At 63.4% G+C, this 18,704-nt stretch carries 17 protein-coding genes; 12 read left to right on the top strand and 5 right to left on the bottom strand.

Going from position 1 to position 18,704, the window contains the following annotated elements:
* Positions 1-134 (bottom strand): LacI family DNA-binding transcriptional regulator (locus BLV27_RS14720; RefSeq protein WP_139176675.1); only part of this gene is annotated, 134 nt, incomplete at its 3' end.
* 182 nt (positions 135-316) lie between these two features.
* On the opposite strand from BLV27_RS14720, the gene BLV27_RS14725 reads away from it, so the two are divergent.
* A complete protein-coding gene (locus BLV27_RS14725) occupies positions 317-1,315 on the top strand; it encodes a LacI family DNA-binding transcriptional regulator (RefSeq protein ID WP_092647267.1) in 999 nt (332 codons plus the stop codon).
* On the opposite strand, the gene BLV27_RS14730 is transcribed toward BLV27_RS14725, so the two are convergent.
* From BLV27_RS14730 to BLV27_RS14740, 3 genes are read right to left on the bottom strand one after another with little or no spacing between them, the layout of a single operon-like run.
* Positions 1,312-2,469, bottom strand: coding sequence for a Gfo/Idh/MocA family protein (locus tag BLV27_RS14730; protein WP_092647268.1), 1,158 nt, complete (start codon positions 2,467-2,469; stop codon positions 1,312-1,314). The two genes, BLV27_RS14725 and BLV27_RS14730, sit on opposite strands and share 4 nt — an antisense overlap.
* Before the next feature lies 1 nt (position 2,470).
* Positions 2,471-3,361 carry a sugar phosphate isomerase/epimerase family protein gene (locus tag BLV27_RS14735; RefSeq protein WP_092647269.1) on the bottom strand — a complete coding sequence of 297 codons (891 nt, stop codon included), beginning with the start codon at positions 3,359-3,361 and terminating at the stop codon, positions 2,471-2,473.
* Between the two features lie 10 nt (positions 3,362-3,371).
* Entirely contained in the window at positions 3,372-4,478 is a 1,107-nt protein-coding gene (locus BLV27_RS14740; RefSeq protein ID WP_092647270.1) for a Gfo/Idh/MocA family protein, read from the bottom strand.
* A 97-nt stretch (positions 4,479-4,575) separates the two neighbouring features.
* Between BLV27_RS14740 and iolD the strand changes: the two genes are divergently transcribed.
* The 4 genes from iolD to BLV27_RS14760 are packed head-to-tail and all read left to right on the top strand — an operon-like array spanning position 4,576 to position 9,084.
* Positions 4,576-6,438 (top strand): 3D-(3,5/4)-trihydroxycyclohexane-1,2-dione acylhydrolase (decyclizing), encoded by a 1,863-nt coding sequence (gene iolD / locus BLV27_RS14745; protein ID WP_092647271.1) that lies wholly within the window; start codon positions 4,576-4,578, stop codon positions 6,436-6,438.
* Positions 6,438-7,400: a 5-dehydro-2-deoxygluconokinase gene (gene iolC / locus BLV27_RS14750; RefSeq protein ID WP_092647272.1), complete on the top strand. Its 963-nt coding sequence runs from the start codon at positions 6,438-6,440 to the stop codon at positions 7,398-7,400. The genes iolD and iolC overlap by 1 nt, the downstream gene beginning before the upstream one ends.
* Before the next feature lie 5 nt (positions 7,401-7,405).
* Complete coding sequence (locus tag BLV27_RS14755) at positions 7,406-8,260, top strand: 5-deoxy-glucuronate isomerase (RefSeq protein ID WP_092647273.1); 855 nt, start codon at positions 7,406-7,408, stop codon at positions 8,258-8,260.
* A complete protein-coding gene (locus BLV27_RS14760; protein ID WP_092647274.1) occupies positions 8,257-9,084 on the top strand; it encodes a class II fructose-bisphosphate aldolase in 828 nt (275 codons plus the stop codon). The genes BLV27_RS14755 and BLV27_RS14760 overlap by 4 nt, the downstream gene beginning before the upstream one ends.
* A gap of 262 nt (positions 9,085-9,346) precedes the next feature.
* On the opposite strand, the gene BLV27_RS14765 is transcribed toward BLV27_RS14760, so the two are convergent.
* Complete coding sequence (locus tag BLV27_RS14765; protein ID WP_244504690.1) at positions 9,347-9,961, bottom strand: DnaA N-terminal domain-containing protein; 615 nt, start codon at positions 9,959-9,961, stop codon at positions 9,347-9,349.
* Between the two features lie 451 nt (positions 9,962-10,412).
* On the opposite strand from BLV27_RS14765, the gene BLV27_RS14770 reads away from it, so the two are divergent.
* From BLV27_RS14770 to BLV27_RS14800, 7 genes are all read left to right on the top strand, one after another.
* Positions 10,413-11,714 carry an AAA family ATPase gene (locus BLV27_RS14770; RefSeq protein ID WP_092647275.1) on the top strand — a complete coding sequence of 434 codons (1,302 nt, stop codon included), beginning with the start codon at positions 10,413-10,415 and terminating at the stop codon, positions 11,712-11,714.
* The gene (locus BLV27_RS14775; protein ID WP_092647276.1) at positions 11,711-12,793 is read left to right on the top strand and encodes a ParB/RepB/Spo0J family partition protein; all 1,083 of its coding nucleotides are present in this window, start codon (positions 11,711-11,713) and stop codon (positions 12,791-12,793) included. Before BLV27_RS14770 ends, BLV27_RS14775 begins: the two co-directional genes overlap by 4 nt.
* Before the next feature lie 73 nt (positions 12,794-12,866).
* Positions 12,867-13,127: a type II toxin-antitoxin system Phd/YefM family antitoxin gene (locus tag BLV27_RS14780; RefSeq protein ID WP_092647277.1), complete on the top strand. Its 261-nt coding sequence runs from the start codon at positions 12,867-12,869 to the stop codon at positions 13,125-13,127.
* Positions 13,127-13,543: a type II toxin-antitoxin system VapC family toxin gene (locus BLV27_RS14785; RefSeq protein WP_092647278.1), complete on the top strand. Its 417-nt coding sequence runs from the start codon at positions 13,127-13,129 to the stop codon at positions 13,541-13,543. The genes BLV27_RS14780 and BLV27_RS14785 overlap by 1 nt, the downstream gene beginning before the upstream one ends.
* A gap of 126 nt (positions 13,544-13,669) precedes the next feature.
* Positions 13,670-14,338: a cupin domain-containing protein gene (locus BLV27_RS14790; RefSeq protein WP_092647279.1), complete on the top strand. Its 669-nt coding sequence runs from the start codon at positions 13,670-13,672 to the stop codon at positions 14,336-14,338.
* Positions 14,335-15,372, top strand: coding sequence for a flavin monoamine oxidase family protein (locus BLV27_RS14795; RefSeq protein WP_092647280.1), 1,038 nt, complete (start codon positions 14,335-14,337; stop codon positions 15,370-15,372). Before BLV27_RS14790 ends, BLV27_RS14795 begins: the two co-directional genes overlap by 4 nt.
* 60 nt (positions 15,373-15,432) lie before the next feature.
* Positions 15,433-18,633: a 2Fe-2S iron-sulfur cluster-binding protein gene (locus tag BLV27_RS14800; protein ID WP_092647281.1), complete on the top strand. Its 3,201-nt coding sequence runs from the start codon at positions 15,433-15,435 to the stop codon at positions 18,631-18,633.
* The last annotated feature ends 71 nt before the right edge of the window (positions 18,634-18,704 follow it).

Consider the following 18,704-nt stretch of genomic DNA (forward strand, 5'->3'; position numbering starts at 1 on the left):
ATCCGCGCGGCGTCCTGAACCTTGCGCGCGGTCTCGGCCCGCACACTCAGGCGGCCGTTCAGGACACGGTCCACGGTCGCTGTACTGACCCCGGCGGCACGGGCAAGATCGGCGATGGTAGGTCGGTTCGCCATGCTGGATACTCCGGGCCCGAACGGGCGTCACACTTTGATGTATGTCAGATTACTAGTTCGTTTTCTGATGCATCTTCCATCAAAAACGGTTGCTGCGGCCATACATTCCCCGAAAAAATTGCAACCGATTGCAATTTTGTCGGGAAGACCCGATGCTCCAAGCCAAACGAAGGATGCCGAGGATGCCCGTAACACTCAAGGATGTCGCCCTGCGCGCCGGGGTGAGTCGCTCCGCGGTATCGCGCACCTTCACCGAGGGCGCTTCGGTCAGTTCAAAGACACGCGCCAAGGTCGAACAGGCCGCCGACGATCTGGGTTATGCGCCCTCGGCGCTCGCCTCCGCGCTTTCGACCGGGCGGACCAAGCTGATCGGGTTGGTCGTGTCGAATTTTCAGAACCCGATTTTCCTTGAACTTTTCGACCGCTTTACCCGCGAATTGCAGGACCGCGGGCTGCGCCCGTTGCTGGTCAACCTGTCGGGTGAGACTGACCCCGAAGCCTCGGTCCGGATGCTGCGGCAGTACTCTGTCGACGGCGTGATCGTCGCCTCCTCGACCCTACCACCCAGCTTTGCGCGCGCCTTCGCCGACGCGGGACTGCCGGTCGTCCATTCATTCGGGCGCTGGACCGCGACGCCGGAAACCCATGTCGTTGGTATCGACAACGTCGCCAGCGGGCGCATGGCGGCGCAGACACTTCTGGCGCGGGGTTACCGCAGGCTGGCCTTCATGGGCGGCCCCGAAAGCGCAACTTCAACCCAGGATCGGTTGGCCGGCTTCATCAACGGCGCAAAGGGCCCCGACACCGAAGTCACCGTCAGTTTCGCCGCCGCCTATTCCTTCGACGCGGGCCGGTCCCAGATGCAGCACCTGCTCGCAACCGGCCCCGCAGCGGAGGCCTATTTCTGCGGCGATGATGTGGTGTCAATCGGCGCGATATCCGCGTTGACCGACGCGGGCCTCTCGGTGCCGGACGACGTCGGCATTATCGGCCTGAACGATATGGTTCTCGCCGGATGGGACAGCATCGACCTTACCACAATCAGGCAACCCCTTACGCATATTGTCGATGCGTCAATCGAATTGGTCTTGCTCGCCATCGAAGACCCGGATCGCTTGCCAGAAGCGCGGCTGTTCCCCTGCAAAGTGGTCGAGCGGGGTACGCTGCGCCCGCTGGCCTAGCGGAACATCGGCGGGCGAGCGTCGACCCATTTGCCCTCGGCCTTGCCCGACTCGGCCACGGCGAATACGGCGGCCATCGACCGCAGTCCGTCTTCCGCGCGGGGATAGAGGTTCGCCGCCGGGTCCATCGTCCGGCCTTCCTTGCGGGCGCGGATTGCCTCGGCCAGGTCGGCATAGATGTTCCCAAAGGCCAGCGGCATTCCTTCCGCATGGCCGACGGTGACGCGGCTGGTGCGGTCGGCTTCAGGTGACAAGTTGCCTTCGCCGCGCTCAATCACCTGCAACCGCTGCCCAAGAGGCATGTAATAGAGTTGGTTCGGCTGCTCCTGCGTCCAGCGCAGCCCGCCCGTCTCGCCGAAGACCTGAATGCCCAACCCGTGCTGACGTCCGATCGCGATGGAAGAGGTCCAGAGCCGCCCGACCGCGCCACCGTCCATGCGAAAGTTGACCATCGCGTCGTCTTCCAGCGTGCGCACCTCGATGGCGGAAACGGTATCCGCCGACAACTTGTTTACCTCTTGCCCGGTCACGAAACTGGCCATGTGCAAGGCGTGTATCCCACAGTCGGCGAACTGCGCGCTGACCCCGGCCTGCGCGGGGTCATAGCGCCAGCGCACGCGCGGATTGTCGGCGTCGGTCGCATCGGCATGGTGGCCATGGGCGAATTCTGCGACCACGACGCGCACCTTGCCGATGTCACCCCGCGCCACCATTGCACGCATGTGTCGGACCAGCGAATACCCGGAGTAGCCATAGTTCACCGCGCAGATACGCCCGGTGTGGCTGGCCATGTGCACCAGCTCCTCGCCCTCCTCGACGGTCATGGTCATCGGCTTTTCGCACAGGACGTGAAAGCCGGCCTCCAGAAACGCCTTGGTGATCTCGAAATGGGTGGCATTGGGCGTGGCGACGGTGACCAGATCCACGCGGTCGTCGCGGGCCTTCTCACCGGCCAGCATCTCCTGCCAGCTGCCGTAGGCCCGGTCGGGGTCCAGTCCCAGGCGACGGCCGTATGCCTTCCCTTCTTCCGGACGGTGGTCGAGTGCGCCTGCGGCGAAGGCGAACTCTCCGTCCAACCCCGCGCCCAGCCTGTGTGCCGGTCCGATCTGGCTACCTTCTCCGCCGCCGATCATGCCCCAGTTCAGTTTCGCCATGTCAAAATCCGATCGACTGAAGATATGCGCGGTTGGCCTTCGCATCGCCCAAGGTGTCGGGGTTCTGCGTCGGATCGCAATCCTGCTCGACCGTGCACCAGCCGTCGAATCCGTGGTCCAGCAGGATCTGCCGCACCGCCGGGAATTCGACGTCCCCCTGCCCCAGGTTGCAGAAGATGCCGTCGCCGCAGGCCTTGTAGAAATCGGTCCGGTTCTCGACTACGGTGGCTTTCACCTTGGGGGCGATGTCTTTGAAGTGCATGTAACTGATGCGCGCGATGTGCCGCTTCATGAAGGTTACAGGGTCATAACCGGCATAGGAATGATGTCCGGTGTCGAAACAGATTTTCAGGATGTCTTCCGGCACCTCGTCCAGCAGGCGCTCCAACTCCGGCTCGAAGTCGATGAACCCGGCGGCATGCGCGTGGATGCCGACGGTCAGGCCATACTCCTCGGCCCCCATGCGCGCGACGATGGCAATACGGTCGCGGAAGGCGGTCCACTCGGCTTGGTCCATCTGCTCCGCTTCGGCGGCGCGCCCGGCGGTCGGCGCGCGGCGCTCCGAGATGGAGTCGATCAGGACCAGATGCTGCGCCCCGTGCGCGACCAGCGCCTTGCAGGTGCGCACCGCACCGTCCATCACGTCATCCCACTGCGCCGGATCGTGAAAGGCGCGGAAGACGACCCCCCCGATCAAGGTCAGATCGTGCTGCGCCAGGCCGTCCGCCAGAATGGCGGGGTCTTCGGGCATGAACCCGACGGGGCCAAGCTCGATCCCATTGTATCCCGCCTGCGCGCATTCCTTCAGGACGTGCTGCCACGTCGGGTTGCGCTGATCCTGTGCAAATTCCACACCCCAGGAGCAGGGCGCGTTACCGATGGATATACTCATGATCTGGTCCTCATAGATCGACCCAGGCCCGCGCCTCCGATGAGGTCCAGGCGGCATCAACCACCCTGTTGACCTCCATCCCGTCGCGGAATGTGGGGAAGATGGATTTGCCCGTCTCAATGGCCCGCAAGAAGTCTCGGGCCTCGATAATGATCTGGTCCTGGTAGCCGGTGCCGTGCCCCGGCCCTTGGCAGAAGGCGGCGTAATTCGGATGTGCCGGACCGGTCAGGATCTTCGTGAAACCGCGCCCCGCCTCGGGACCATCGACAAGATAGACATGCAGGGCATTCTGATCTTCCTGATCGAAGCGGATTGATCCCTTCGACCCATGGATTTCGTAGGCGTAGCCCATCTTGCGCCCCGTCGCCGTACGGCTGACGTATATCTGCCCCATCACACCCGATGCAAAGCGCAGCATCATCTGCGCGTGATCGTCGTTCGTCACTTGGACAGGCCCATCCGGACCGGGACGCGTGGCATGCACTGTCTCTATCTCGGCGTTCAACGACGCGATCGGCCCCATCAGCGCCAGCGCGCAGTTGATCGGATGGGGGGCCAAGTCGCCCATGCAGCCTGTCCCCCGCCCCTCAGTCCTCCAGTTGGCGGGCGTGTCGGGGTCAGCCAGGAAATCCTCCGTGTGCTCGAACCGGCACCACGTGATCCGGCCTAAGGCCCCGGATTTCACCAACCGCATCGCCTCCTGCGTGGCGGGCGTACGGACGTAATTGAAGCCGGTCATGTTGACGACACCGGCGGCTTCGGCGGCGTCGACCATCGCCTGGCTGTCGTCCATATCCTGACCCAGCGGCTTTTCGCAAAACACCGGCTTACCCAGGGCAAAGGCCGCCCCCGCGATCCGGCGGTGCATCGATTGCGGGGCGGCTATGACGACGGCCTCAACCTCGGGCGCGGTCACCAGTGCCCGCCAGTCGGTTGTCGCGTGGGCGAAGCCATAGGCCGCGCGATACCGCTCCGCAGAGGCATCGGAAGTGGCGCAGACCATTTCCAGCCGGGGGCGCAAATTGGTCTCGAACACGGCACCGACGGCCGACATGGCGACGGCGTGCGCCTTGCCCATATAGCCGCCACCGATGATGCCGATTCCGATGTCACGCATGTTTCCCCCCCTCCCGGATTTACAATTGCAACCGGTTGCAACATCGCTATTCTGGGATTCGAAAGGGCGCAAGTCTTTTCCAAGGGAGGAGGCCCGCATGACCGAAACGATCCGCCTCACGGTGGCGCAGGCCATCGTGCGCTGGCTTCTGGCACAGTATATCGACATCGACGGGACCCCGACGCGCATCTGTGGCGGGGGTTTCGGCATCTTCGGGCATGGAAACGTCCCCTGCCTGGGCGAAGCGCTCTATCCCGTGCAGGACAAGATGCCGCTTTACCGAGGTCAGAACGAAACCAGCATGGGCTTTGCGGCCGCCGGATATGCCAAGTATCACCTGCGCCGGCGCTTCATGTTCTGCACCGCATCGGCCGGTCCCGGTACTGCGAATCTGCTGACTGCTGCCGCCCTCGCTCATGCGAACCGTCTGCCCATGCTGATGCTGTGCGGCGATACGTTCCTGACCCGCCTGCCCGACCCCGTGCTGCAACAGCTGGAGCATTTCAACAACCCCACGCTGGGCTTGAACGACGCCTTCAAGCCGGTCACCCGCTTTTGGGACCGCATCACGCACCCGCTGCAAATCCTGCAATCCCTTCCCGCCGCGCTGGCCACGATGCTGGACCCCGCGGACTGCGGCCCCGCATTCATCGGCCTGCCGCAGGACGTGCAGGGTTGGGCGGCTGACTACCCCGTCGAATTCTTTGCGCCCCGCACCCATCGCATCCGCCGTCAGGCCGCCGACGCGGCCGAAGTCGCCGATGCCGTTGCGTTGCTGAAGGCAGCAGAGCGCCCCGTCATCGTCGCGGGCGGCGGGGTGCAATATTCCGGGGCCGTGGCCGAACTGACTCGCTTCGCCGAAATGCACGATATCCCTGTGATCGAGACTATCGCCGGGCGCGCCAACCTGACGGACGATCACCCCCTGAACATCGGTCCTGTCGGCGTCACCGGGTCGGATTCGGCCAACTGGGCGGCCGAAAACGCGGATCTTGTCTTCGCCGTCGGCACACGGTTGCAGGATTTCACCACCGGCAGTTGGACCGCATTCGCCGCAGATGCGAAACTGCTGCACCTGAACGCCGGGCGCCATGATGCCGCCAAGCACCTTGCCACCACTGTTGTCGGCGACGCCAAGCTGGGCCTGACCGCGATTTCGGACGCGATGGGTGGGCAGAAGGCCCCCGCCGATTGGCGCGGAGACTGCCAAGCTCAGCGGGTCAAGTGGAACGCCACCCGCGAGGAAACCTGCCGCCCCGGCAACCGCCCCAACTCCTATGCGCAGGCGATCGGCACCGTGAATGCGCTGATGGCCCCGAATGATCGCGTCGTCGCCGCCGCGGGCGGTCTTCCTGCCGAAGTCACGGCCAACTGGAAGACGCTGAACCCCGGCACGGTTGATGTCGAATTCGGCTTCTCCTGCATGGGATACGAGATCGCCGGCGGTTGGGGGGCTCGCATCGCGCAGGCCGAATCCGACCCCGACGGCGACACGGTCGTCTTCACCGGCGACGGCAGCTACCTGATGTTGAATTCCGACCTCTATTCCGCCGTCCTGACGGAGAAGAAACTGATCGTTCTGGTCCTCGACAACGGCGGCTTCGCGGTCATCAACAAGCTTCAGAACAACACCGGTCAGGATAGTTTCAACAATCTGATCGCCGACACGCCCACCGCCACGCGACAGGTCCGCGTGGACTTCGAAGCGCACGCCCGCGCACTTGGTGCGACCGCCGAAACCGTCTCTAACGCTGGCGAATTGACCGAGGCGTTCAAGCGCGCGAAAGCCCGCGCGGAAACCTCGGTCATCGTGATGGAGGTCGACCCCTATGAGGGCTGGACGACCGCGGGCCACGCCTGGTGGGAAGTCGGCACGCCCGAGGTCTCGGATAGCGTCTCCGTCCGCGCGGCCCATGACGATTGGGAATCGACCCGCTCGCGGCAACGGAAGGGTATCTGATGGATCTGTCAGGCAAGGATTTCCTGATCGTGGGCCGTGCGGGAATGGATTTTTATCCCGACCCGCCCGGCACCCGGACCGAGGACGCGACGCAGTTCGTCTCGTGCCTTGGCGGCTCATCGGCCAACATCGGTGTGGCTCTGGTAAAGCAGGGCTGCAAGGCCGCGCTCGTCACGCGCGTCAGCGACGATGCCATCGGGCGCTTCGCCGTAAACCAATTGGACCACTACGGAATCGACCGCACCCAAGTGACCCCCGTCGGCGGAGAGGCCCGCAATTCACTGGCCGTGGTCGAGACCCGGATCGAAGACCACCAGTCCGTCATCTATCGCAATGGTGCCGCCGATTTCGAGATGACCGTCGCGGATGTTCAGGCCGCCACCTATGCCGGGCGCAGCGCGCTGATTACCACCGGCACTGTCTTCGCCGCCGATCCCAGCCGCACGGCAGCTTTTCGCGCCTTCGACCTCGCGCGCGACGCGGGCCTGCCGCTGATTTTCGACATCGACTACCGACCTTACTCCTGGCCCTCCGCGCAAGTGGCCGCCGACGTTCTCAGCCGCGCGGGCGATATGTGCGATCTCATCATCGGCAACGACGTGGAATTCGGCTTCATGGCCGGGGACTACGACAAGGGGCTGGAAAAGGCCCGCCAACTTGCCGCTGACGGCAAGCTCATCGTCTACAAGATGGGCGAGTTGGGCGCGATCACCTTCCACAACGGCCAGGAGATCCGCACCGGCATCTACCGGACGCAGGCACTCAAGCCGACCGGCGCGGGCGACAGCTTCATGGGCGGCTTCATCGCGGCTCTTGCGAACGGCCACGACATCAGGACCGCCGTTCTGCGCGGATCGGCCAGCGCGGCGATGGTCGTCGCCCGCGTCGGCTGCGCCCCCGCCATGCCCACCACCGACGAACTCGAGGCCTTCCTGGCCGACCACCCCGGACCGACGGAGTAAGCCCGATGCACATCCCCCCCCATAACAACCAGAACAAGCCCATCGTCGATATCGACAACCCGACGGTGCCCCTGAACTATTTCAACATCGTGAAACTGAAACAGGGCGAGACCTTTGATTACCGCGTGCCCGGATACGAGACGTGCATCGTACCAGCGACCGGCACGATCACCGTCGACGTCGCGGGCGAAACCTACAAGGATCTGGGCTTGCGGCGGGTCGATGTCTTCGAGGGTGACCCCGAAGGCTGTTACGTCCCGACGGACACTGCAGCGCGCATCACCTGCCGGTCCGACGCCGCCGAGGTCTTCATCGCGGGGGCCAAGTACGACGAGGTCCTCAAGCCGTTCGAGGTACGCGCGAAGGATCTCGACAAGGTGCAATACGGCTCCGATGACACGAAAACCCATCGCCGCATCGCCCATATTCTAGGAGCCGGCTACCACGACCGGGTCGGGCGCCTTCTCGTGTCGGAGCTCTTCACCGTGGGCCAAGGCGGCTGGTCGGGCTTTCCCAGCCACAAGCACGACACTGACCGCAAGGACGGCGACGAAATCATCGAGACGCGCCACGACGAGACTTATAACTTCCGGTTCAAGCCGAACTACGGCTCTGGCGTGCAGATGCTGCAACGCGAGGACAACAAGCCCGGCGATGCCTATCACATCATGGACGGCTCCACGATTTGTCTGGACAAGGGCTATCACCCCTGCGCCGTGCTGCCGGGCTACGAGATGTACTACTTCACGATCCTGGGCGGCTTGTCGCAGCGCTCGCTGAAGCAATACTTCCAGCCGACCCACGCCGAGCAGCTGCACACGATTCCGGGCATCATGGACATGGTGGCCAAGTTCAAATGACCCTCGTCACCCTGTCCGAGGTGCTGCAACCCGCCCTGCGCGACGGGCGGGCCATCGCTGGCGTCGTCTGCCTTGGCTGGGAAGATGCCCGTGCATACGCCCATGCGGCGCAGGCTGTCGGCGTATCGTTGATCCTTCAGGCCGGACCGTCTTGCCGCGCGCATACCCCCCTGCCCGTTTTGGGCGCGATGTTCCGGTCGCTGGCTGCGGATGTCGATGTGCCCATCGTCGCTCATCTGGATCATGGCTACGAAGAGAGGGAGTGCGCCGCCGCCATTGATGCGGGTTTCACGTCGGTGATGTTCGACGGCTCCAAGCTCTCGCTCGGCGACAACATCGCGCGCACCCGCGCCATCGCGGAAATGGCCCACGCAGCGGGGGTCAGTTGCGAAGGCGAGATTGGATTCGTGGGGTACGCCGACGGCGCGGAGAGCCGTGGCACAGACCCGGCCGAGGCGGCGCAATTCGCGCGGGATACCGGCGTTGACGCGATGGCGATCTCGGTCGGCAACGTGCACCTTCAAACAGACGCGGGCAGCGGGCTGGACGAAGCCCGTATCGCCGCCATCGATGCCATGACCGAGGTGCCTCTCGTCATCCACGGCGGCTCGGGCGTGCCCCACGCACAACGTGCGCGGCTGGCCCGCAACACGTCGATCTGCAAGTTCAATATCGGGACGGAGCTGCGGCAGGTCTTCGGCAGCGCGCTGCGCGATGTCTTGGCCGCGGATGCCGCGCGCTTCGACCGTGTACAGATTCTGCGCGATGTAGAGCCTCGGATCCATGCCGCCTGCGTAGCGGTTTTGCGGTCGATGCAGGACTAAATGAGCGTATATCCGCCGCTCTTGGCCTCTGTATCGACGACGGCGAGAAGCCCGGGGTTCGGGCCGAAGAAGGTGCCCCCTGCCCTGCCTATGAGCGAATGCATGACACTCCAGCATGACATAGGCCGGCACCTCTACCTCAGTAATGCTCCGCCAGAACCTCGGTCGCCAGAGTGATGGATCAGTCTCTAATCCCGACGGTAGGGACTAATAGGACCAAGAATTGAGAAGCGGTGTACGCATCGCCCCCCAGGTTTGGGGCTCAATCCACCAAGTCGACGTCCAGACCCTGATGCCGCGCAAGTGCTTGTAGTCGTGAAAGGTGGTGTGTGCGCACAAAAGAGCCGTGGAATCGCGACGGGACCTTGAGGCGCAGCACTCCATCACGTTCCCCGAGCGTGACGAGCGGTGCGAACCAGGCGTTGAACACCCCTGCGTCCTCGGCCTGAAGCGTCGTGGCGATGCGCGCCCAAGCCCCCTCCCCCATGACTGGAAATGGGACGACAGTCGGGTTGCTCTCGTCAACAGGCTTTGAACTCATTCGAACCACAAAGTCCGGACCGACATTTGCCCAGCAGGGTTCTGTCTGTCCAAGCAGTGCGTCCAGACCCAACCCGTAGCACGCGACCCGGCCGCGTGCGGCGGGTCGCTTCAAGATCAGCCAACCGAGCTCTCTGAGCCGTGCCATTTCACGTTTCACGGTCCGTTGGTCAACGGACCAGAGCGCTGCAATCTCCCGCTGCCCGGTGGTGAGCGAATCTTCCTGCCAGTTGTACCGTGCCGTCAGAAGCGTCATCAGGCGCAGGGCGATGCGCTGACGATGCTTGTCGCCAGCACAGCCAAACGCGCCGAGGGCGGTCAGTACGTCGTACTTCAAGGACGGTGTTTGACGTCCCTTAAGATTCGGTCGTCCCATGTTTTGTCGGCCGAGACCCATCTGGTCCTCCTGCCCTTTGCTGCTCGATCAACCGTTATTCCGGCTGTTGCCCTGATTTGCGTTGGATTTCGCGATTCTGTCAAGCACCGTTGTTCTGTATCGTAATCATAGAAATGAAATTGGTATGGATACGGTATAGGGGGACACTATGTCTGTCACCCTTGTTGAGCATTGTGTCCCCTCAAGCAGAGGTAGGAGCGTCCACCTGTCCCCCCAACATAAGGGTCTTCATACACGTCGGACGCGAATCGGTCTGCGTCGCTGCTGAGCCCTGTGTCCTTTTCCCCGCAGGGAAATGCCAAGTTGCAACAAAGCGATATTGCGGGATTTACCTGTTTGTCAATTTCGGCGTATTTCGGTTCCAATGAATGAACAACGTTGGGGCGGACCTATGCTCGACTATCGCGACTTGCAGGCGATGCGCGACAGCTCACTGAAACTCCAAGGGTGGATTCGTCGGCAGACGTTTTCGCCCGGCAACGAAAAGGTTCTGCGGCGCTTTTCGTCGTGGGAAGTATCGGAGTTGATTTTCCGCGTGAACCAGAACACCTTTCGCGGGCGGCTGGTCGCGGATCCGACCTTGCCTTCGGGTGAGGTGGAGCAAGACGGGCGGCAGCGGTGGTTCAGTCTCGAGGAAGTGAACGAGCTGCGCCGGAAGCTCAAGATCAATCGCCAGACGTTGATGCCTCCCCGCCCCTCGGGCAAGCGCGCGATCCGGGTTGCGGTCAGCAACTTCAAAGGTGGCGCGGGCAAGTCGACGACCGCCCTTCACCTGGCTCATGCGGCGGCGTTGGACGGCTACCGTGTTCTATGTGTCGACTTTGATCCGCAGGCCACGCTGAGCCATTCGATGGGTCTGAGTGACGTGAGCGAGGAGCATACGGTCTGGGGGATTCTCGCGCGCGATCTGATCCGTGAAACGGAACGCATGAATTCCGCCACACAGGGTGCCGAGTCTGGCCGCAAGATGCCGCACCGTAAATTGCCGTCTTCGATTGCGGACACGGGGCTTGGTGATCTGCGCCAGTCCGATTTTATCAAGCCGACCTGCTGGTCGACAATCGACCTGGTTCCAAGCTGCGCGAATGCGGCATTCGTTGAGTTCGCAAGTGCGCAGTACCGGCACATGAATCCCGACTGGTCCTTCTTCGCTGCGGTATCACGCTGGCTCGATGCCCTGCCCCGGGACGCCTACGATCTGGTAATCTTCGATTGTCCGCCGGCGATCGGGTACCAGTCGATGAACGCTGTTTTCGCCGCGGACGTCCTCTACATCCCTTCGGGCCCGGGCTATTGGGAGTACGACTCCACGACGTCCTTCATTGGTCAGTTGTCCGAGGCACTCGAAGATCTTGTCGGTTTCGGCGATTTCCCCACGGGGAAATCCGATTTCGGGAAGACCTTCCTTGATGTGAGGTTTCTGTTGACCCGGTACGAGCCGGGTAACGATCTGCACCGCGCGATGAAGGATGCCTTTGGCAAGGTCTTCGGCGACCGCATGGCACAGAACCCGATCGAGCATACGCGCGCTGTGGAGCAGTCGGGGCGTTTTCTCAGTTCCGTCTACGAGATCGATTATCGCGATATGACGCGGGAAACATGGCGCCGGGCGCGGTCCACCTTTGACACGGCTTACGGTGAATTCCGCGAAACAATTCTGACCGCATGGGACAAGATGGAGGATGAGGCATGAGCCGCAAACGCCGTATATTCGATGTCGACCTTCCCGAGGATCCGGCCGAAGTCCCCGAAGAGGTGGAGACGAAATCCGCGCGACGGGGCCCTATGGCCTCGGCCATCGGCGAGGTAGGCGACGCGCGGCGGTATCGCGAGAAGATGGAAGCGGATATCCGCGCCGAGAATGACGCCTTGGCTCATGAGCTTGTCCGACTGAAAAAGCTGGGGTTGGTGACGGACCTTGTGCCGCTGGACGCGGTGCGGACGACCAAGCTGACACGGGACCGTCGTATCTCCGACCGTCTGGACCTCGCTGATCTGAAGACATCGCTGCGTGAGATCGGGTTGAGCAACCCCATCCGCGTCGAAGCGGACGGGGCAGGGGGGTATGAGCTGGTCCAGGGGCTGCGCCGCCTGACGGCTTACCGGGAGCTGCTGGCCGAGACGGAGGATGATTGTTGGGCGCAGATACCGGCGGGTATCCTGGCGGCGGGTCAGTCTGATGCGGGGCTCTATCGCCGGATGGTCGATGAGAACCTGATCCGCAAGGATGTGAGTTTCGCCGAAATGGCCCAGTTGGCGCGGGCCTATGCGGCCGACCACGTGGACGGGTGCACCAGTGTTGATGATGCGGTAAACGCATTGTTTGCCAGCGTGGCACCGCAAAAGCGCAGCTACATCCGCCGGTTTGCACTGGTGATGGCGGGGCTGGAGAAAGTGCTGGACCATCCATCTGCGATGTCGCGGTCTGTCGGGTTGGCGCTGGCGGATCGGCTTGAGGCGGATGCTACGTTTGTTGGCACGGTCAGCGATGCGCTGCGGGTAAAGCCGGAACGAGATGCGGCGACGGAACTAGCCATTCTGCGGCAAGTGGTCGAAGGGCATGCGGCACCGTTGCCCACGAAGAAGCGCGGTGCACCCAAAGGGCGAAGCGGACGGGTCGCCCTGTCTGTTCCGGTCGGGCCGGGCGTGCGGGCAACTGCGACGCAGGGCAAGATGGAGCTGCGTGCCGAGGTGGATTTCGGTGCCGTTGACCGAACGCGTCTTGAGAAGGCAATCGAGGCGTTCTGGCGGGAAATAGAGGCGGATACCTGATTTCCCCGCGGGGAAACCTTGCAAGGTGGAATTAGTCTGACTAGCTGACTAGTCAGAAGGTCAGGGGGCTATCATGTGGACCGTTCAAGACGCAAAAGCTAAGTTCAGTGCCGTTGTCGAAGCTGCCCTCGCTGGTGAGCCGCAGCATGTCACTCGGCGCGGGGAGCCAGCGGTCGTGATCGTGTCCGAAGAGGATTGGGCGGCCCTTAACGAGTTGAAGAAACCGGTGATGTTCGGTGACATTATGGGCGACATTCCGCAGGCCCCGGACGATGAGCCGGACTTTGACTTCAAACGCCTCGGCAATGCCCGCCCGCGCGACATCGATTTCTGATGTACCTGCTTGATACCGATGTCCTGTCGATACTGCGACGGCAGAAGCGGTTTCCGGAGATTGCGGCCTGGTTCGCCCTCCGCCCTCTCCATGCGATGCACCTTTCGGTCGTCACGATTGCGGAAGTTGAGACTGAAATCGAGATGGCGAACCGGCGGAACCCCGTTTTCGCCGCTGATCTGCGTGATTGGATACAACGCGTGCAGTCCGTCGATTTCGCGGGGCGACTACTCCCGGTGGATGCAGAAGTGGCTGTAGCGTGGGGCCAAATGGCGGCGCGCATCGGCAATAGCGAGAATGACTTGCTGATCGCCGCAACCGCGCAGGTGCACGGATTAACTGTGATCACACGCAACGCGCGCCATTTTGAGCCGACGGGCGTGCCCGTGATCAACTTATCGGGAGCGGCTGAATAAAGACTTGGAAAGGCTTTGTTTCTCGGGGCTGCGCCGATACCTCCCGAGACGGAAACGGAACAGCCCACAGGACGGCAGAGACTCGTATCTGTCGCCCGGACGCCCCGGCTACGTAAGGAAGACGCAATGAACCTCAACGATGATTTCACCACGCGCGTGCTGGTCCATGCTGATCAGCTCGACTGGCAACCGTCGCCGATGCCGGGCGTCGACCGACGGATGCTGGACCGGATCGGCGGAGAGGTGGCGCGGGCCACGACGATCGTCCGCTACGCGCCTGAAAGCCACTTTTCCGCGCACACCCATACAGGTGGCGAGGAATACATCGTGCTGGATGGCGTGTTTCAGGACGAACACGGCGATTTCCCGACGGGGACCTATGTGCGAAATCCACCGACCAGCCAGCACACGCCAGGTTCGGACCTGGGGTGCACGATTTTCGTCAAGCTGTGGCAATTCGACATGGACGACCGGACCCAAATTCGTCGCGAGATGGGCGCGGAGATGGTCGGCGCGGGGCCGGGTCTTCGGGTGCAGGAGCTGCACCGCGACGCGAGGGAGGCTGTTACCTATGAGGAATGGGACGCTGGCGCGCGGGTGACCCGGGATTTGCCCGGCGGGGCCGAGGTTCTTGTTCTGTCAGGCACCGCGACCGAGAGCGGGGAGAGGCTGGACGCGCGGTCTTGGCTGCGCCTTCCGGTCGGAAGCCGCCTTGACGCCGTCGCGGGGGACACAGGCGCGAAGGTCTGGATCAAGTCCGGACACATTCCCTTCGCCGCGGCCCCGGCGGTGTGAGCGACACGGATGTTCTGATCGTCGGCGGTGGACTTTCGGGCCTGGCGCTGGCGGATCGATTGCAGGCTGCGGGACAAGACTGGCAGCTGATCGAGGCGCGCAGCCGTCTGGGCGGGCGGATCGACGTTTTGCGCCATGGTGGAACGGCGTTCGACATGGGCCCGTCATGGTTCTGGCCCGGTCAGCCGCGCATGGCGGCGATGGCGGATCGGCTGGGACTGCACGTCTTCTCCCAACATGCAGATGGTGCGCTGATCTGGGAGGATGAATCAGGGGGCGTGCAGCGTGATCGTGGCTTTTCGTCGATGGCGGGCAGCCTTCGGATTGCCGGTGGTATGGCCGCGATGATCGATGGATTGGCCACCGGCTTGCCGTCCGTGCGGCTGCACCTTGGGTCGGCGGTCGCGGAGGTGCGACCGGACGGTGTAACGTTGTCTGATGGGTGTCGCATCGGCGCGCGCCGGATCGTCATGGCCTTGCCCCCGCGCGTGGTGGCGGAATTGGCATTTTCCCCTTTGTTAGAGCCTGAAATTCTGTCTGAACTGCGCGCAGTACCGACATGGATGGGCGGACAGGCAAAATTCGTTGCCGTGTACGACCGGCCATTCTGGCGCGACACGGGTCTGTCGGGAGACGGGATGTCGCGGCGCGGCCCACTGGTCGAGATCCACGACGCGAGCGGGCCAACCGGAACGCCCGGTGCGTTGTTCGGATTTGTCGGCGTGCCGGCGACGCACCGGGCGGGGCAGGGGGCCGCGATCCGGCAGGCCGCGACAGCACAGCTGGCGCGGATGTTCGGCACACGGATCCCCGTCGCCACGCAGCTTACGGATTGGGCGGATCATCCCGAGACGGCCAGTGCGTTGGACCGGCAACCCTTGTACGCGCACCCGGACTACCGGATGCCCGCCGCATTGGCGCAGCTTTGGGACGGCGCACTGATGCTCGGCTCGACCGAGGTGGCCCCGGAGCATGGCGGCTTTCTTGAGGGGGCGCTGGCGATGGCCGATCACCTTTCCGTGCGCCTGAACTGAGGCGCGCTTGATCTCCTCTGGCGGGGGGACCACGGTCGCCGCACTGAACAGGAGCCGCCGATGACCCCTCGCTTTTTCTCAACCAAGGACCGGCCCCCCTACCTGGGTCCCTATCCGGTCGAGAGGTTGGCGCGGTGCCACGACATGCCCGACCTGCAACTGGTGCCCGCGATGCGGCAGATGTCGTATCGACGGGCGGATGATCCGTTTTCCATCGTCAACGCCATGGGGGAGCATCAGGCCATGCTGGATGCGATCCGGGACGGGCTGGTCAACGGAGTGCGGTCCGATATTCCGGCAGACCCGGTGGAGCGTTCCAAGCATCTGAAAGGGTTCGGCTATTTCTGTGACGCGGCTGTGATTGGTGTGGGGCCGGTGCCCGAAGCCGCCCTGCTGCCCGTGCCATTTGTGAACCCGGACGTGGCGCGGTTGGTCGAGGATCTGAAGACCCGGCAGACCAAGACGCTCGCTTCCGGTATCGACACGATCATGGCGGATCTGCGAGATTCTGCGGACGCCCCGCCATCGCCGGTTGGCGGGCACACCCATGCGATCGTCCTGATGTACGAAAACCCCCGCGACCCGGAGTCCGGAGAGGCGGGGTGCGGCTGGATTGCGGACGCACAGGCGCACCGCGCCGGACTTCTTGCGGCCGAGACCGCGGCGGTCCTGTCCAACTACATCCGCCTGTTGGGGTTCGATGCCAAAGGGCATACCGTGTCCGCATCCGACGTGGATCTGGGGCGCTTGGCCGTGGCAGCGGGCGTGGCCACGGTCGAGGACGGGGTGCTTACGCATCCCTATGTCGGGCAACGGTTCGGACTGGCGGCGGTCACTACGACGCTTGACCTGGCGCGCGATCTGCCGCTGGCGCACAAGCAGCCGCCCGGCGCGTTCGGCTTGTCGTGGAAGTTGGGGCGCGGGACGGTGAAGTCGGCAGGCAACGCGGTGCCGTTCAAGGGGCGGCGCTTCGTGGACGGGGCGCATCCCTTCGAGACGCTGAAACGGGTCGACAAGCCCACCACTTACATCGACGAACCCCGCGTGCCCCGGGTGCCCAAGCGTGCCGACCTGTTCGCGCGGGTGCAATTCGGCGACATGGGCAAACCGGTGCAGGATCAGGCGCGGGGCGGACATTACGTTCGCAAGGCGGCCCCCTCGATGGCCCAGCGGCGTGCTCTGGGGGCATTCGTCCTGTTGCAGGACGGGGAGACGGCGGCGAAAACGACAGTATTAGAGCCTGAAAACGCGGCGGAGCTGGTCAAGGCGACAGCCTACTGGCTTGGCGTAGATGCCGTTGGAATCAGCCGCTGCCCGGACTGGACCTGGTACAGCCATGACGCGCGCGGCGATCCGATCGACCCGCCGCATGACCAGGCGATCAGCATGATCGTGGACCAAGGCTACGATACGATGGAGGGCGCATCCGGTGACGACTGGATCAGCGTGGCGCAGTCGATGCGGGCCTATTTGCGGTTTTCCCTGCTGGGCGGGGTGATTGCGGCGCAGATCCGGCGCTTGGGATATTCCGCCAAGGCGCATTCGGTGATGGACGGGGAGGTGTTGCAGCCGCCGCTCCTCCTGCTGTCAGGTTTGGGCGAGGTCAGCCGGATTGGTGAAGTGATCCTGAACCCGTTTCTTGGCCCCCGTCTGAAATCCGGCGTCGTGACGACCGATCTGCCGATGGCGCACGACAGGCCGATCGATTTCGGACTGCAGAGTTTTTGCGAAAGCTGCAACAAATGCGCGCGGGAATGTCCGTCGGGGGCGATCACCGCCGGGCCAAAGCTGATGTTCAACGGCTACGAGATCTGGAAATCCGACAGCCAGAAATGCGCCACCTACCGCATCGGGACAGAGGGCGGCGCAATGTGTGGACGGTGCATGAAAACCTGTCCCTGGAACCTTGAGGGGCTGTTTGCCGAAGCCCCGTTCCGCTGGGCCGCGATGAACGTACCACGGGCCGCGCCGCTTCTGGCGAAGCTGGATGACGCGGTCGGCAATGGCGGATTGAACCCGGTCAAGAAGTGGTGGTGGGACCTGGAGATCGAGGAAGACGGAGCCTACCGGCCGACGCGCAAGCCGGTGAATGCGCGCGATTTGCAGCGCGATCTGGATCTCCGCTATGCGGATCAGACGTTGGCCGTATATCCCGCGCCACTTGCCCCGCATCCCTATCCGTACCCCGCCCCGATGGACCGGGAGGCAGGGATCGAAGCATATCAGGCGATGATCACTGCTGATGAGTATCGGGCGCGGTTAGAGCGCGGAGAGGTGCCTACCGACCACGTCTATACAGCTGCGGGCGGATCCCCGGTCATACAGCTGCGCGTTGATCGGGCGGAGACGGTGGCCGAGGGGGTCATGGCTTTCGATCTTGTGTCGCCAGAAGGCGCAGACCTGCCGGCGTGGCAAGCAGGCGCGCATCTGGACGTGGTCGTGGCCCCCGAGTTCCTGCGCCAGTATTCGATGTGGGGTGATCCGGCGGACCGGTCGCGGTACCGGATCGGCGTTCTGCGCGAAGCTGGCGGGCGGGGTGGCTCGGCCCTGATGCACCGTATTTTCACGCCTGGGCGGACGGTCTTCGTGTCCAGGCCGATCAACCATTTCCCGGTCCACCCGGCCCCGCATTCGGTGCTGATGGGCGGGGGCATCGGGATCACGCCGATGATCGCGATGGCGCATGAATTGCACCGGGCGGGGTCATCTTTCGCGCTGCATTATTCAGGCCGGTCGCGGGCGACTATGGGGTTTCTGCCGGAGCTGCGCGCAGCGCGATGGGCCGACCATGTGCAGGTTCATATCACCGACGAAGAGACACGGGCCGATATGGCCACCGTGATGGCGGATCTGCCCGCAGGAACGCATGTCTATGTCTGTGGGGCGGAGCGCTACATGGCTGCCGTCATGGCGGCTGCAGCGGCCGCCGGAGTGCCCGAAGAGGCGCGGCATCTGGAGTATTTCAACGTCCCCGACTTGCCCCCCTACGAAAACCACCCCTTCATTCTGCGACTGATCCGGTCAGGACGCGAAATTGCCGTGCCAGCCGACCAGACAGCGACCGACGTGCTGGCCCAAAAGGGCGTGCACGTGGACGTCAAATGTAGCGATGGAATTTGCGGCGTGTGCAAATGTGGGCTGATTTCCGGGACGGTAGAGCACCGGGATTTTGTTTTGTCCAAGGCGCAACGGGAAAGTGCGATCATCCTTTGTCAGAGCCGCGCTGCGCAACCGGGCGGCATCGTCGAGATCGATTTGTAGGCTTCACGCGACCCCGAAATCCGGCTGAAGGGGGGGTCGGATTGACGCGGGGCGGATGACCACTAGGTCTT

Origin of the sequence: Jannaschia faecimaris (genome assembly GCF_900107415.1) — a bacterium.
In the GTDB taxonomy this organism is placed as follows: Bacteria; Pseudomonadota; Alphaproteobacteria; order Rhodobacterales; family Rhodobacteraceae; genus Jannaschia; species Jannaschia faecimaris.

Bases quoted from the DNA above. Each gene is read 5' to 3' on its own strand.
- BLV27_RS14725 (WP_092647267.1), top strand. From the start codon at position 317: ATGCCCGTAACACTCAAGGATGTCGCCCTGCGCGCCGGGGTGAGTCGC.
- BLV27_RS14730 (WP_092647268.1), bottom strand. From the start codon at position 2,469: ATGGCGAAACTGAACTGGGGCATGATCGGCGGCGGAGAAGGTAGCCAG.
- BLV27_RS14735 (WP_092647269.1), bottom strand. From the start codon at position 3,361: ATGAGTATATCCATCGGTAACGCGCCCTGCTCCTGGGGTGTGGAATTT.
- BLV27_RS14740 (WP_092647270.1), bottom strand. From the start codon at position 4,478: ATGCGTGACATCGGAATCGGCATCATCGGTGGCGGCTATATGGGCAAG.
- iolD (WP_092647271.1), top strand. From the start codon at position 4,576: ATGACCGAAACGATCCGCCTCACGGTGGCGCAGGCCATCGTGCGCTGG.
- iolC (WP_092647272.1), top strand. From the start codon at position 6,438: ATGGATCTGTCAGGCAAGGATTTCCTGATCGTGGGCCGTGCGGGAATG.
- BLV27_RS14755 (WP_092647273.1), top strand. From the start codon at position 7,406: ATGCACATCCCCCCCCATAACAACCAGAACAAGCCCATCGTCGATATC.
- BLV27_RS14760 (WP_092647274.1), top strand. From the start codon at position 8,257: ATGACCCTCGTCACCCTGTCCGAGGTGCTGCAACCCGCCCTGCGCGAC.
- BLV27_RS14770 (WP_092647275.1), top strand. From the start codon at position 10,413: ATGCTCGACTATCGCGACTTGCAGGCGATGCGCGACAGCTCACTGAAA.
- BLV27_RS14775 (WP_092647276.1), top strand. From the start codon at position 11,711: ATGAGCCGCAAACGCCGTATATTCGATGTCGACCTTCCCGAGGATCCG.
- BLV27_RS14780 (WP_092647277.1), top strand. From the start codon at position 12,867: ATGTGGACCGTTCAAGACGCAAAAGCTAAGTTCAGTGCCGTTGTCGAA.
- BLV27_RS14785 (WP_092647278.1), top strand. From the start codon at position 13,127: ATGTACCTGCTTGATACCGATGTCCTGTCGATACTGCGACGGCAGAAG.
- BLV27_RS14790 (WP_092647279.1), top strand. From the start codon at position 13,670: ATGAACCTCAACGATGATTTCACCACGCGCGTGCTGGTCCATGCTGAT.
- BLV27_RS14800 (WP_092647281.1), top strand. From the start codon at position 15,433: ATGACCCCTCGCTTTTTCTCAACCAAGGACCGGCCCCCCTACCTGGGT.